Consider the following 13177-nt stretch of genomic DNA (forward strand, 5'->3'; position numbering starts at 1 on the left):
CCGCCCTGCAAATAAGTGGTGCACAGGGGAGGATTCGAACCTCCGTAACTCGAAGAGTGGCAGATTTACAGTCTGCTGCCATTAACCACTCGGCCACCTGTGCACATCCCGCTTGAACCCCAGCGCGCAGCCCTCATCTCAATCTCTCAAGCCCACACTTCGATTCTAAACCCCGAATCGGGCGGGTATCTACCCTTGAAGGAATGACCAGGAGGCCTGCAAAGCCAGAACGGCAAGCAGTTCAACCAAAACCATCTTTCTTTTCCCGCTGCTTGAAACTGGAGCTGGCGAAGGGACTTGAACCCCCGACCCTCTGATTACAAATCAGATGCTCTACCAGCTGAGCTACGCCAGCCCAAACAGCAATTTTGCTCTCTGTAAGCTCAGCCGCCCAACGCGCAGCAGTGCCCGCGCAGAGTGCGCCGCAGACGTAACTTTAGCATAGCAGGAACCTCGGAGCAATGGCGCTCTCGCTGCGGATTTCTTCGGCTCACAAGGCCGTCGCGCGGAGCGTCCAAAATGCGCCGCTATGCTAGGCTATGCGAGCATTTCTCTTTCAATCCCGGGACCCGGTCGGACAAAATTCATGCGCTTTTTGCTTCTACTCTCTCTTCTCTTCAGCACCTTGCCGGTAGTGGCGCAGAGCACAGGCGATGCCCCCCAGTTGATTGAAGGCCCCCAGACAACATCGTCGTCCAAGTCCGCGGTCATGAACAACGATTCGGTAGTGAAGATGGTGAAGGCGGGCCTCGGCGATGACCTGATCATTCAAACCATCAACACACAGCCTGGGAGATATATCACCGACGCTGACGCCCTGGTCGCGCTCAAGACGGCTGGACTCTCCGACCGGGTCGTCTCCGCAATGATGAACAAGAGTCGACGGCAGATCACCAATGTGCCGGAGACCGAAAAGCCTGTCGTTCTCTCCGACGTCAATGAGATCGGTGTCTATTACAAAGACCGCACTGGAAGGTGGACCGCGATCGATCCAGAGATCGTTCATATCAAGTCCGGCGGATTCATCAAGTCAACCGTGACCAACGGCATCATCAAGCAGGATCGCAACGGCCGCGTCAATGGCCGTGAATCGGCACTCGCGCTGAAGCGTCCGATCGAAATTCTGCTCTACACGCCGGAGGGCGTCGCGGCCAGCGAGTACACCTTCGTTCGCTTCCGCCTCAACTCCAGCAACCGTGAGTTCCGAATCCTTACTGGCGGCGTCTTCCACTCCAGTGGAGGAGCGGACCGAGACGAGGTCCCCTTCAAGCCGGTGCGAACCGCCCCGCGCACCTACGAATTTACCGTGGAAAACAACGTCGCAGGCGGCGAGTTCGGCATTCTGCCACCTGGCACAGGCAACGTCACCAACGGCGGAAAGATCTACACCTTCGCCATCGTGGAATAAACCGCGAAACAGCTCGGAACTCTTCTTCCACCTCGCACGTCAACGAGCAACGACCGAAGGCCATGACGCAAGATGGGCTATGCTTATTGCTTGAGGCGCTGCAGTTCGTGAATCGTACTGACCATGCTGACACTTTGCCCGAACGGCTATGTCCCTGATGCATAAGCGCACACGCTACTCTCTGTTGCTGATGCTGGCGTTGATGGCCGCGCTGGTGGTCGCGCTGGTGTTGCGAAAGGCCGCTCCGCCGGAGGTCGCGCGACTGCTCCCCGAGTCTGACGCGATCGTCTACGCCAACCTGAAGCCGTTGCGGGCTGCCACTCACTTCGATCGTTCGCCCGTGGATCGGACCCCCGAGTATCAACAGTTCATCGACGCAACCGGCATCGTACCCGAGCGCGATCTCGACTCCGTCGCCTTTGCTCTCCACCGCATGGACGACCCCGCGGGTCCGAACGGTCCGGTCGGCTACTCCGAGGTCTTCGAGGGCCGTTTTGATGGTGCTCGTCTGGCACGCTACCTCGCCTCGATCGCGACAGCAACGGAGAGCTACGCGGACCACGATATCTTTACCATCCGCGTCGGTGACGAGAAGGCTACGCGGCCCCTGCGGATCTCGCAGCTCGGTTACGACACCATCGCCGCCTCGAACATGCCGACCGCCGAACAGATTCACTCCATTCTCGATCGACATCGCTCCGCGGCCTCGCCGTTTTCGGGCTCGTCGCTCTTGTCTGCGCGCTACCGCGATGTGCCTGCATTTTCGAGCGCCTGGGCGATCGGCCACATCGGTCTACCGTTCTCCGAGCGAGGCTCCATCAGCATCTTCGGATTGCAACTCCCCCTGCCGGAGGACACTACCTTCGTCGCCAGCCTGCGCTATCTAGGCACGATTCACCTGCGCATCGAACAGATCGCCACCACCGATGCTGAAGCGGCCCGCGCAACGGAGACTCTCGCGTCGCTGCTCACGCTCATGAAGTCCGTGCAACAGGCACAGGCACAGATCCAGCCTCACCCCACTACCGATGCCGCATTCCGCGAGTTGACCGACTCGACGAAGATCGAACAGCATAAAGATCGTGCCGTTCTAACGGCGAACATCCCGCTTGAACTCGTCAAGCAACTCGCAGCGCCCAACACCGATCTTCAGCCATGACGACCGAGACGACTGACGTTGCTACGCACCCGCCCACCCGTATCCTGCTCATTCGCCACGGCCAGAGCGTCGCGAATGCAGGCGGCATACCGCCCGACCACATCACCAATCCCCTGACGGAACTCGGTCACGCCCAGGCAAAGGCCTTCGCCGACGGCTTCTCCTGCGAACCGACGCTGTTTCTCATCTCGCCTTATCTCCGTGCTCAGCAGACCTCGGTCCCGCTGCGACAACGCTATCCCGGGGTGCCAATTGAAGAGTGGCCGATCCAGGAATTCCATTATCTAAACCCTGCAAAACACAACGGAACGAGCGAAGAGCAGCAGATGCCGCACATTCTAGGGTTCTGGGAGCGAGACGACCCGTCCTACTCCGACGGAGCCGGCGCTGAATCATTCAGCGATTTTGTCAGCCGCGCCCGCAACGTAATCAAACGACTTGCCCAATTGAAATCAAAGGGATGCATCGCCGTCTTTACCCACGGCTTCTTCATGCAGGCCATTCGCATTCTCTTACTCTTCCCCAATGCGACCGATCAGCAGCTGATGTCAAACTTTCGGCGCTTTCATTTCGTCAACTTTATAGAAAACCTCGATGCAGTCGAACTCGAGGTGGTCAACAATCAACTTCGAATGATCGGGCAGCAGCATCTAACCGCTTTCACGCTCCAAGGAGAAACGTCTCATGCATAGCTCTACTCCCTCCGTTCTTCGAGTCCTGGCTCTTGCCTCCATGGTGTCGATACTGCCGTCCTCCGCGTTCGCGCAATCTGGCGCAGTCATCACCGGGCAGGCAGCCTTCGCCGACTACACGCAAGAGCACCCCGGGGTCCGCCGCAAGATCACACTTGCCGACCTGCCCGAGCCGAAGCCCGACGAGTCCGTCGACAATGGCCCGAGCGTCGTTCCGCGGCCCGAGGGCGCATGGCCTGTCGCACCAGCAGGCTTCAAGGTCGAGATGTACGCGCAGGGCTTCACCGAGCCGCGCCTGATCCGCACCGCACCGAACGGAGATCTCTTTCTCGCCGACAGCAAAGCTGGTCAGGTGAAGGTGCTGCGCGGCGTCGGAGCCGACGGCAAAGCAACCACCACCGAGGTCTTCGCAACAGGGCTCGACCACCCGTTCGGCATCGCCTTCTATCCGCTGGGAGAGCACCCGAAGTGGGTCTACGTCGCCAACACCACCAGCGTCGTCCGCTTTGCCTACAAAGACGGCGACATGAAGGCGAGTGCTGCGCCTGAGGTGATTGTGCCGGTACTTCCAGGCTACGCGCAGCTCCGCGGCGGCGGCCACTGGACCCGCGACGTAGCCTTCTCGCAGGACGGCAAGCGGATGTTCATCTCCGTCGGTTCGGCCTCTAACGCTGACGATCCGGACACGCACCCCAACGAGTTCCACCGCGCCGATGTCCTTGAGTTTTCTCCTGAAGGCAAGTTCGTGAAGATCTTCGCGAGCGGCATTCGCAACTGCGTCGGCGAGGCCATCAACCCGACGACCGGGCAGCTCTGGTGCTCCACCAACGAGCGTGACCGGCTCGGCGACAACCTCGTCCCCGACTACATCACCAGCGTGAAGGAGGACGGCTTCTACGGCTGGCCCTGGTACTACATGGGCGGCCATCAGGACCCGCGTCTGGTGGGCACGCACCCGGAGCTGAAGAACAAGGTCATCACCCCGGACGTCCTCCTGCAGTCGCACTTTGCGTCGCTCGAAATGACCTTCTACACCGGCAAGCAGTTCCCCTCCTCCTACGGTGGCGACGGCTTCGCAGCCGAACACGGCTCCTGGAACCGCGCGCACCGCTCCGGCTACGAGGTCATCCGCATCCCTATGCACGACGGCCAGGCGACCGGCGAGTACGAGGACTTCCTGACCGGATTCGTCACCCCTGACGGCAAGGTCTGGGGCCGTCCTGTCGGCGTCACCGTGGCCAAGGACGGTTCGCTCTTCGTCACGGACGATGGGTCAAAGACGATCTGGCACGTCAGCTACACCGGGAAATAGGACCGTCTCAAGCCTACAGCCTCAAAATGATAAGAACGGCCGAGATCTTCGGCCGTTCTTGTTTTGTAGGGATCTCTGAGCTGTTGTGTCAGAGAGCGCTTTCAAAGGCGGGGTTTTTAAAGCCCCTGTTTTTGAACGAATAGCCAAGGGACGAACCCGCAACCTGCGGCGCCGGGACCGTGGCGTCGCGCTCGCTCGAAACCACCGAGACCAGCGCCTCGAAGCAGTCTGCGTCGAGTTGTACAGGAATCAGCTTCGACATAATCGACAGAGTCTCATCGAGCTCGATACCAGCACGATAAGGGCGATCTTCCGAGAGCGCCGCGTACACATCCGCAACCGCAACGATGCGAGACTCAACCGAGAGATCGGAACCCTTCAGATGATCCGGGTAGCCCGAACCATCAAGCTTTTCATGATGCTCCCCTGCAATCACGGCCATCTCGTGGAAGGGCGCAATTCGCTCCAGGATGCGCCGCGTGATGCGCGGATGTTCGTAGACTGCCTTCCACTCTTCCGGGCTCAACTGGCTCTTCTTGTCGAGGATGGCATTGGCGACACCCAGTTTGCCGATGTCATGCAGCAATGCAGCTCTGCGAACCAGCTGTGCGCGGTCTGGTGCGAGTCCCATTGCCTGCGCGATGCCGAAGGCGGCGTCCGCAACCCCTTGCGAGTGGCGAAAGGTAAAGTGAGACTTGGCGTCAACCACGTCTGCGAAGGCCTCGCAGATCCGGTCGATCTGGCTTGACTCCAACTGGTGCCGCTTGCCGGAGTCGAGGTCGAGAACAGCCTGCCGCGTGTCCTGCTCTGCATCCGCAGGGGAGCAGTTGTTCCAGAGTTCCCTGCGGCGATGCAGGGATCGTGCGATGCGGACAAGTTGTGGATCGAACCAGGTTCCGCTGCGTTCTTCGAGGGTGTCGATCGCACTCTGCATTCCAGCTGCCGCGGAGGTGAGATCCAGGTGCTGGGCAATAGCGCAGATGCGGGCCAACAGGGGAATCTGCTCTCCCTTCAGGCTGTCCGGGTAGCCGCTGCCGTCCCATCGTTCGTCCACACTGCGGACGGCCTCGGCAGCGATAGGTCCCATGCCGAGTTCGTTGAGTATGCTTGCTCCGCGGTCGTAACGAATTCCGATTCTATCGAAAGTATTGTGGTGACGAGTGACGCCGTTCTTGAGGGATCTGGCTGCCCTTACGACGCGACCGGCGTCGGGAAGAACCTGGCTCCAGAGAAGCTTCAGGGTCGAGAGACTCGGCTTGTGCGGTTTGCTCCAGTCTTCAAGATTCAGCGCTGCGCTCGCCGCTCGATCCACTCCGCCAATAATCTGGCTTACGCGGCTGGCGCTGCGGCTGCCGCCGATATCTTTCAACAAGAGTGCAAAGTAGAGGCTGCTGGTCTGGTCGGACGGAAGGTTAACCTCTTCGGCGATGCGCATACCCAGCAGACAACTGCGGAGCGCATGCCCATGGACCGCGCCCTCGGTCAGGTCGAGCGCGTAGGAGAGCGCCGAAATAATCTCCGACAGGGAGATGGATCCGTCAAAGCCCTGCGTGTTACGTCGAAAAGCAGCCGAGGTCTGCGCCATGTGTGTCTTGTTCTCTCGTAAAGCCAGATTGGAATAGTGTCTTTTTCCAGGGCTGACAGACGCGATCTACTGCAGAACTTCAGTGTTCATGGTGAATATATCGGCGGCATAGGTGAGTTGGTATTACCCAAATGGTGCACAAGAGGAATAGGCCAAAGCGTTCTCCCGTTACGGGAATGGACCTTTGAATGCCCGTTCATCCACCCTGTTTCACGAGCGCAAAAAACGGCAGAGCCGACAACCCGCATCAGCCCTGCCGTCTGGATTCCTTTGGAACTATTGCCCCTTCTGCCCCGTCGCTGACTCCGTGCCCAGATCCGCCAACGTTGTCCGCAGATATTTATGCGGATTCACCGGGGTATTCCTGATACGAACCTCGTAGTGCAGGTGCGAGCCTGTGGTGCGCCCGCTGTGACCGACGTAGCCGATCACCTGGCCGCGAACCACCGTCTGCCCCGCGATGCAGGCGAAGCCGGACATGTGCCCATAGACAGTCTCAACCCCATGCCCATGGTCGATCACGACCTCGCGTCCGTAGCCATTGGACATCTCGGCCTGCTTCACGATGCCGTCCCCGGTCGCGCGGATTGGTATTCCGTTCGGAGCGCTGATGTCGATGCCGGTGTGGAACTCTCCTTCGCCGTTACCCAGGACCGGGTCTTCGCGCTGGCCGAAGCTGCTGGTAATGGGCCCCATGATCGGCCATAGTGTCGGGACATACGACGCAACCTCCAGGCTGCTGGCTCCCAGTAGATCCGTAGAGACGAATCCGGGACCGTTGAGACTCGAGATCGCCCGGGTAGCCGTCCCGCTCATCGCAGAGCTGCGGAGCGAGTAGAAGGCACCGATGGACTTGTAGTAGGCCTGCTCCGAGGTATCCGAAGAATCCGAGCCGCCGGTCACTGGCGTCGTAGCGATCGCTTCAGCCACTCCCGACGACTTGCCATGATGCCCGTCACTGACTTTACCCATGGGTGACGCAAGTTTGCTCGCCGTCAGACCGTACAGTACGGAGACCTCGCTCGCGAGAGAACCCAGTGAAGCCGCCTGAATATCTTTTTCATGCGCCGCCTTCTCGAGGTGCGCGTAGTCCTTCTGGAGCGAGTTGTGGTCCTGCCGCAGCTGATTGAATCGGGCAGTCTTGATCAGCATCCGGGAGTAGGACCCGGCCAACCCGGTGATCGTAAACATGCCGATGATCGCGGCAGCCACAAACAGATAAGCGTAGTGCAGAGGAACAGGTACCTTGCTAAGGTTGCCTTCTTCGTCGCGGCTGACGAGCATGATGTAATGGCGTTTTTTCAGCTTCAATCAGAATCCCTGGCCCAGATTTGACCGCGAAGCGAAACCGCGGCTCGGAGAGGTTGCAATCAAATGAATCACGCGATGTAAATCGACTTCGACAATCGCCATTTCCAATTGAACATCTCTCATGAGCTTCCTCTTAGAGGGTACCAAAGCAGTTACCCACCGTGCAAACGAGCTTAGTCCAGATCTTCATCGCGTAACTACCACAAAAGAGTCACATTGTGCTTACCATTTAGTCTGCCTTTAGATGAAGAAACCTTTTTCACCCTTCGGAGAGTTGGGCCTGATCGAGCAGATTCGCCGTGACTTCGCGACGACCGGCAGTGCGGTCAAACTGGGCATCGGTGACGATTGCGCGATTCTGCGGCCTCCGTCCGGATGTGAAGTCCTTGTGACCACGGACTTTACCCTGGAAGGTCGCCACTTCCGCCGCGACTCCCATCCACCGGAGTCGGTCGGCCATCGCTGCCTCGCTCGCGGATTGAGCGACCTTGCGGCCATGGGCGCGACCCCATTGGCGGCCTTCCTCTCCCTGGCGCTTCCCTCCACCATGCTCGCCGAGGCAGCAGGACGAGCCTGGACGACCCGCTTCTTCAACGGCCTCCGTGCGCTGGCTGAGCTGCATGCCGTACCGCTGGCGGGCGGAGACACCTCGGAGTCGCCCGGCGGCAAACAAGCCCTGATCCTTGCCGACATCGTGCTGATCGGATCTGCGCCAAAGGGCAAGGCTCTACGACGCTCTGGAGCCTTCCCCGGAGATGCCCTCTACGTAACCGGCCAACTCGGGGGCGCGGCTGCAGAGTTGGCCACCTTGCTGGGGCGAAGAAAACGGATCATCAACTTGAAAACCACCGACGACCATCCCCACCTGTTTCCCGAACCGCGTCTGGATGTGGGCGAGGCCCTGCTGCGAAGAGGCCTCGCCACAGCATGCCTCGATATCAGCGACGGGCTTTCGACCGACCTTGCCCACCTCTGTCGCGCCTCCGGAGTGAACGCAGAGATCGAACAGGAAGCGCTGCCAATCCATCCCCTCGCCGGGAAGCTGGATGCCCAAGCCGCACTCCACGCAGCACTGCACGGGGGCGAGGACTACGAACTACTCTTCACCGCGCCATCCTCAGTCACGATGCCATCCTCCCTCGCAGGAGTACCACTTACGCGAATTGGAACTCTGAAGGCTCGCCGCACCGCGCAACCCCTGATGACTCTGCTCGCACCAGACGGCAGCCGCACGGAGTTGAAACCCGGCGGATGGGAGCACTTCTCCAAATCCACCAAGACAGAAAAAAAGACACCCCGCTGAGCCTGCTACCATCAATCGGTTCGAATCGAATCTGCACCCTAAAAATATGCGCGAATCCACCAGAATCATTCGTTCTACGCTGAGCCGGACTGTCCCCGGCGAGCCGCTCCACACGGGGCCAGTATTCGCCGCGCCATATCACACGCCGGGTGACCCATCGGACACTCCCTACACCTACGCACGCTCGCATAACCCAACCTGGACCGCACTCGAAAAAGCAATCGGCCAAATCGAATCCGGCCACCTCGCTACAGGCGAAAGCTACCGGGCAACCGCGCTGGTCTTCGCCTCCGGCATGGCCGCGTGTGCTGCGGTCTTTGGAGCGGTGCTACGACCGGGAGACGTTGTCGTACTTCCTTCGAACGCCTACTACACCGCACGCGTGCTGCTGCAGGAGTACTTCGCTCCCATGGGGATCACCTTGCGCATGTCACCGACTGCCGGAAACGCACAGGCCGAGCTGCTCGAAGGCGCGCGACTCCTCTGGTTGGAGTCGCCAAGTAACCCCGGCATGGAGATATGTGACATCGCCCTGCTGAGCGAGGCCGCACATCGTGCAGGAGCTCTGGTCGCTGTGGACAACACCACGCCCACACCCTTGGGACAACTTCCGCTCGCATTAGGCGCAGACTTTTCCGTCGCCTCAGACACGAAATCCATGACCGGCCACAGCGACCTCCTGCTCGGTCACGTCGCAGTGCGAGACCTGGAACTTCGCGCAAAGATCGACCAATGGCGCACCCTTACCGGAGCCGCCCTGGGCCCGATGGAAGCATGGCTTGCGCTTCGTTCCATCGCGACACTTCCCCTGCGCCTCGAGCGCTCCTGCGAAAACGCGCAACGCATCGCCGAATTTCTCACGTCAAGGAAAGAAGTAACTAGCGTCTTCTACCCCGGCTTACCATCGCATCCCGGCCACGAGATCGCGAAGAAGCAGATGCGCTACTTCGGCCCGGTGTTGAGCTTCGTGTTGCGAGATAAAACCGCCGCAGAGACCTTTCTTTCCCAGTCAACGTTGCTAACAGACGCCACCAGCTTTGGCGGTATAACGACAACAGCCGAACGTCGCGCGAAGTGGGGCGGCGATACAGTACCCGACGGCTTCATCCGCCTGAGCGCCGGCTGCGAAGCCATCGAGGACCTCATCGAAGATATGGCGCAAGCCCTGGATGCAACCCGTTAATGCTCAATCAGGCGACAGATGCCAGCGAAAAATTTGCTCAGAACTGGACAGCTGAGATACTGAAGACGGCGCCGTTGATCGCGCCCGCACGGCAGTTTATCTATCCTAGGCAGATCGCAGGCGAAGAAGATGCCCTCGCCCGAGGTGCGTTGCAGCTGATGGTTCAGCCAGCCAACGGCGGAGCATTTCTCGCAACCTGCGCCCTGGGCTTCACCAACTCAAAGATGCCGACCGGCGTCTTTGCCTGTCCAAATCCGCAGGAGATGTGCGCTGTGGCCGGCGGCTACGCCTATATCGTCGATACCATTCAACCGGAGCACTGTACTCACATCGAAATGAAACCGGTCGTTGAAACACACCCCCTCGTTACGCAGGGACTTCTCTTATTTGTTGGGTTTCACTCGATGATCGCCTGGAGCGCAGGCGGAATAGCGTGGGAGACAGCGCGGCTTAGCTGGGAAGGCGTGCGTATCATCGGCATCGAAGGCAACACGCTGCACGGCGTTGGATGGAACCTATTGACCGATCGCGAGGTTGCATTCCAAGTAGATCTTCTTACTGGTCACCATCAGGGTGGAGGGTTCGCTCAGCCGCCGCAGCGACAAAAAAGCTGAGCGCGGCATCGCCCTGCTTCAAGAGCCGAGTGTGTTCGAGCACGCCATATTTTGAAGCAAGCTTGCCCTTACGCCCGTGTTCGGCGATCACCAAAGCATTCGCACTGAGAATCGCACTTCCTCGCACACTTCCAAAAAAATTCAGCGTGCCTGAGTATTCGTCCTCCGCCTCGTACGGCGGATCGAGATAGACGATGTCCACCGGTTGCGGCAGTTTGCCAAGGCGTTGCAGCATCGCCCCCACACCACGATCCTCCAACGTGAAGCCGCGACTGATCTTCAGCGCAGCAAGATTCTGCCGCAGCGAAGCCAGCGCCGGTTCGGCGTTCTCAGCAAACCATACGTGCTCCGCGCCACGACTTATCGCTTCGATTCCAACCGCTCCCGTACCGGCGTAGAGATCGACGAATCGACAACCTTCCAGCCTCGGCGCGAGAATATTGAAGAGGGTCTCGCGCAGACGGTCGCTCGTCGGGCGCGTCTTCAAACCGGGCGGAGCAGAGAGTTGACGGGAACGGTAAGTACCTGCAATGACGCGCATCTTTCCTATGGTAAGCCGCAAGCGCGCGAATTGGTAAACCGCAGCGCATACAATGGAGAATATGCGTGGGTGGTCTTTTCCGATCGGCAGATTTCTCGGCGTGGATGTTCGCATTCATACCTTCTTCCTCCTTATCCTTGGGTTGTCGGTCAGCTACGCCTCGATGACGGGAGCAACCGGGAGCCGCGGATTTGCTCTCTGGCTGCTGCTCCTGCTCGCAGTCATCGTCCGCGAGGTAGCTCGCGCCATCGGCGCCGCGTGGTTCGGACTTGAACTCCGCAGTGTGCTTCTACTCCCCGTAGGCGGCCTGATGAGTTACGCAAGCCCCGAGGCAACCGAAAAGGCTACAACGCCGGAGATGCAGAAGCGCATGGCCGTCATCGGGCCGAGTGCAAACATCGGATTCGGCCTGCTGCTGGCCGCGATGACACTAACCATTGCGCCTGAGGTTAGCCTTCTCGAACGCCCATGGATGTCGCCTGCGCACCTGCTGAGGGCGGCGATATGGATGAACATTCTGCTGGGTGTCGTGAACCTGCTGCCAGCATCGCCGCTTGATGGTGGACGTGTCTTTCGCGGCGAGTTCGCCAAGACAAAGGGCGTCATCAAGACTTCACGAGCAGCGGCAGGTCTCGGCCAATTCATCGCCATCGCGCTCATAGTCGCCGGCCTTCTTGTGCCGAACATGTGGCTGGTCATGATCGGAGCCTTCCTCATGATCGGCGCACATATGGAAGATCAGGGCCTGCTGCTTCAAACCGATGTGGACGCGGTGCGGATGCGCGACGTCATGCTGACGCAGTTCAGCATGCTCTCGGCCTCGGATACGCTCGAAGATGCGCTCCAGCGCTCGGTCCACACCCTGCAGGATGTCTTTCCCGTAGTGCGCGGATCTAACCTCGTTGGCGCTGTCTCGCGGCAGAGCATCGTCGATGCCCTGCAAAGCGACGGCAACGGCTATGTCCAGGGCGTGATGACGCGCTCCTTCCAAACCGCGCAGCCCGACGATTCCCTCGTCAAAACCCTGCGCCGCATCATGGCCGGCCAGGGCGCGCAGATGGTTCCCGTGCTCGAAGGCGACCGCATCGTCGGCATCATCACGCCGCAGAATCTTGCTCTCTCCATGGGAATGCTGAACCAGCGCCGCAAGCTGCGGCAACCGGAATAATGCCCGCAAGTCGCGACAACGACGACCGGCCGCTGGCGCCGGGTCTCTACCTCGTAGCCACCCCCATCGGCAACCTTGAAGACATCACCTTGCGTGCGCTCCGAGTGCTGCGTCAGGCGGACCGCATCGCCTGCGAGGATACGCGGCAGACCCAGAAGCTGCTCAATCACTTTGAGATCCGCACCCCGACCGTGAGTTATCACATGCACAACGAGGGCTCACGCACCGAAGAACTCATAGCCGAACTAAAAAACGGTGCGCGCATAGCGATCGTCAGTGACGCCGGAACCCCCGGCATCGCCGATCCCGGAGGCCAGATCGTCGCGGCCGCCCTCGCCTCAGGAGTTGATGTCTTCCCCATCCCCGGAGCCAACGCCGCCATCAGCGGCCTGATCGCAAGCGGCCTCAACACCGAACGATTCACTTTCCACGGCTTTCTCCCCGCCAAAGCAGGCCAACGAAAGACCGCTCTCGAAGACCTCGTACGAGGCGACGTAACCAACGTCTTCTACGAAGCCCCCCATCGCATCCTCGACACCCTCGCAGACATCGAAGGCGTATTCGGCCCCGAACAGCACATCGTCATCGCGCGCGAACTGACCAAGATGCATGAAGAGTTTTTGCGTGGCACGGTCGCCGACCTACGGTCCCAACTCTCCAGTCGCGCCAGCGTGCGCGGGGAGATTGTGCTGATGCTCGCGCCCACAACCATCGAGAGCACCTCCGAAGACAAGAAAAACACCCTTGCCGCCGAGGTCTCCGCCATGATGAAGTCAGAAGGAATCAGCGAGATGGACGCCCTGAAGCGAGTCGCTCGCGAACGCGGCATCGGCAAGAGCCAAGCCTATCGAGAGTTGCAACGCGAACAGAACAAGCTGCGCTAGGCTGCCATGCCGCAGTT

At 59.8% G+C, this 13177-nt stretch carries 12 protein-coding genes and 2 tRNA genes; 9 read left to right on the forward strand and 5 right to left on the reverse strand.

The window, feature by feature from the left end:
• Positions 1–16 precede the first annotated feature (16 nt).
• Together HDF12_RS16580 and HDF12_RS16585 are read right to left on the reverse strand one after the other, a co-directional pair.
• Positions 17–103: transfer RNA gene (locus tag HDF12_RS16580), tRNA-Tyr, on the reverse strand.
• 176 nt (positions 104–279) lie between these two features.
• Positions 280–355, reverse strand: a tRNA-Thr gene (locus HDF12_RS16585).
• Between the two features lie 231 nt (positions 356–586).
• Between HDF12_RS16585 and HDF12_RS16590 the strand changes: the two genes are divergently transcribed.
• The 4 genes from HDF12_RS16590 (at position 587) to HDF12_RS16605 (ending at position 4571) form a co-directional block, all read left to right on the forward strand.
• Positions 587–1408 (forward strand): hypothetical protein, encoded by an 822-nt coding sequence (locus HDF12_RS16590; protein ID WP_179585124.1) that lies wholly within the window; start codon positions 587–589, stop codon positions 1406–1408.
• Between the two features lie 157 nt (positions 1409–1565).
• The gene (locus tag HDF12_RS16595) at positions 1566–2567 is read left to right on the forward strand and encodes a hypothetical protein (RefSeq protein WP_257025708.1); all 1002 of its coding nucleotides are present in this window, start codon (positions 1566–1568) and stop codon (positions 2565–2567) included.
• The gene (locus HDF12_RS16600) at positions 2564–3259 is read left to right on the forward strand and encodes a histidine phosphatase family protein (RefSeq protein ID WP_179585128.1); all 696 of its coding nucleotides are present in this window, start codon (positions 2564–2566) and stop codon (positions 3257–3259) included. Before HDF12_RS16595 ends, HDF12_RS16600 begins: the two co-directional genes overlap by 4 nt.
• The gene (locus tag HDF12_RS16605) at positions 3252–4571 is read left to right on the forward strand and encodes a PQQ-dependent sugar dehydrogenase (protein WP_179585130.1); all 1320 of its coding nucleotides are present in this window, start codon (positions 3252–3254) and stop codon (positions 4569–4571) included. The genes HDF12_RS16600 and HDF12_RS16605 overlap by 8 nt, the downstream gene beginning before the upstream one ends.
• Positions 4572–4659: 88 nt before the next feature.
• On the opposite strand, the gene HDF12_RS16610 is transcribed toward HDF12_RS16605, so the two are convergent.
• On the reverse strand, positions 4660–6156 hold the full coding sequence (locus HDF12_RS16610) for an HD-GYP domain-containing protein (protein ID WP_179585133.1): 1497 nt from the start codon (positions 6154–6156) through the stop codon (positions 4660–4662).
• Positions 6157–6432: 276 nt separating this feature from the next.
• Positions 6433–7461, reverse strand: coding sequence for a M23 family metallopeptidase (locus HDF12_RS16615; RefSeq protein ID WP_257025799.1), 1029 nt, complete (start codon positions 7459–7461; stop codon positions 6433–6435).
• A 250-nt stretch (positions 7462–7711) separates the two neighbouring features.
• Between HDF12_RS16615 and thiL the strand changes: the two genes are divergently transcribed.
• The 3 genes from thiL to HDF12_RS16630 are packed head-to-tail and all read left to right on the forward strand — an operon-like array spanning position 7712 to position 10567.
• Positions 7712–8770 carry a thiamine-phosphate kinase gene (gene thiL / locus HDF12_RS16620; RefSeq protein WP_179585135.1) on the forward strand — a complete coding sequence of 353 codons (1059 nt, stop codon included), beginning with the start codon at positions 7712–7714 and terminating at the stop codon, positions 8768–8770.
• Positions 8771–8816: 46 nt separating this feature from the next.
• A complete protein-coding gene (locus HDF12_RS16625) occupies positions 8817–9953 on the forward strand; it encodes a cystathionine gamma-lyase (RefSeq protein ID WP_179585137.1) in 1137 nt (378 codons plus the stop codon).
• Positions 9953–10567: a hypothetical protein gene (locus tag HDF12_RS16630; RefSeq protein WP_179585138.1), complete on the forward strand. Its 615-nt coding sequence runs from the start codon at positions 9953–9955 to the stop codon at positions 10565–10567. The genes HDF12_RS16625 and HDF12_RS16630 overlap by 1 nt, the downstream gene beginning before the upstream one ends.
• Here the strand turns inward: HDF12_RS16630 and rsmD are convergent.
• Positions 10509–11108, reverse strand: a complete 600-nt coding sequence (gene rsmD / locus HDF12_RS16635) for a 16S rRNA (guanine(966)-N(2))-methyltransferase RsmD (RefSeq protein WP_179585140.1) — start codon at positions 11106–11108, stop codon at positions 10509–10511. The two genes, HDF12_RS16630 and rsmD, sit on opposite strands and share 59 nt — an antisense overlap.
• 61 nt (positions 11109–11169) lie before the next feature.
• Between rsmD and HDF12_RS16640 the strand changes: the two genes are divergently transcribed.
• Both HDF12_RS16640 and rsmI read left to right on the forward strand, forming a co-directional pair.
• Positions 11170–12276 (forward strand): CBS domain-containing protein, encoded by a 1107-nt coding sequence (locus HDF12_RS16640; RefSeq protein WP_179585143.1) that lies wholly within the window; start codon positions 11170–11172, stop codon positions 12274–12276.
• Positions 12276–13160 carry a 16S rRNA (cytidine(1402)-2'-O)-methyltransferase gene (gene rsmI / locus HDF12_RS16645; RefSeq protein ID WP_179585145.1) on the forward strand — a complete coding sequence of 295 codons (885 nt, stop codon included), beginning with the start codon at positions 12276–12278 and terminating at the stop codon, positions 13158–13160. Before HDF12_RS16640 ends, rsmI begins: the two co-directional genes overlap by 1 nt.
• Positions 13161–13177 lie beyond the last annotated feature (17 nt).

Source organism: Tunturiibacter gelidiferens (assembly GCF_013410115.1).
Taxonomy (GTDB): Bacteria; Acidobacteriota; Terriglobia; order Terriglobales; family Acidobacteriaceae; genus Edaphobacter; species Edaphobacter gelidiferens.

Excerpts from the sequence above, each read along its gene's own strand:
- HDF12_RS16640 (WP_179585143.1), top strand. The coding sequence starts at position 11,170 with ATGCGTGGGTGGTCTTTTCCGATCGGCAGATTTCTCGGCGTGGATGTT.
- HDF12_RS16595 (WP_257025708.1), top strand. The coding sequence starts at position 1,566 with ATGCATAAGCGCACACGCTACTCTCTGTTGCTGATGCTGGCGTTGATG.
- rsmI (WP_179585145.1), top strand. The coding sequence starts at position 12,276 with ATGCCCGCAAGTCGCGACAACGACGACCGGCCGCTGGCGCCGGGTCTC.
- thiL (WP_179585135.1), top strand. The coding sequence starts at position 7,712 with ATGAAGAAACCTTTTTCACCCTTCGGAGAGTTGGGCCTGATCGAGCAG.
- HDF12_RS16630 (WP_179585138.1), top strand. The coding sequence starts at position 9,953 with ATGCTCAATCAGGCGACAGATGCCAGCGAAAAATTTGCTCAGAACTGG.
- HDF12_RS16610 (WP_179585133.1), bottom strand. The coding sequence starts at position 6,156 with ATGGCGCAGACCTCGGCTGCTTTTCGACGTAACACGCAGGGCTTTGAC.
- HDF12_RS16590 (WP_179585124.1), top strand. The coding sequence starts at position 587 with ATGCGCTTTTTGCTTCTACTCTCTCTTCTCTTCAGCACCTTGCCGGTA.
- HDF12_RS16625 (WP_179585137.1), top strand. The coding sequence starts at position 8,817 with ATGCGCGAATCCACCAGAATCATTCGTTCTACGCTGAGCCGGACTGTC.
- HDF12_RS16605 (WP_179585130.1), top strand. The coding sequence starts at position 3,252 with ATGCATAGCTCTACTCCCTCCGTTCTTCGAGTCCTGGCTCTTGCCTCC.
- rsmD (WP_179585140.1), bottom strand. The coding sequence starts at position 11,108 with ATGCGCGTCATTGCAGGTACTTACCGTTCCCGTCAACTCTCTGCTCCG.
- HDF12_RS16600 (WP_179585128.1), top strand. The coding sequence starts at position 2,564 with ATGACGACCGAGACGACTGACGTTGCTACGCACCCGCCCACCCGTATC.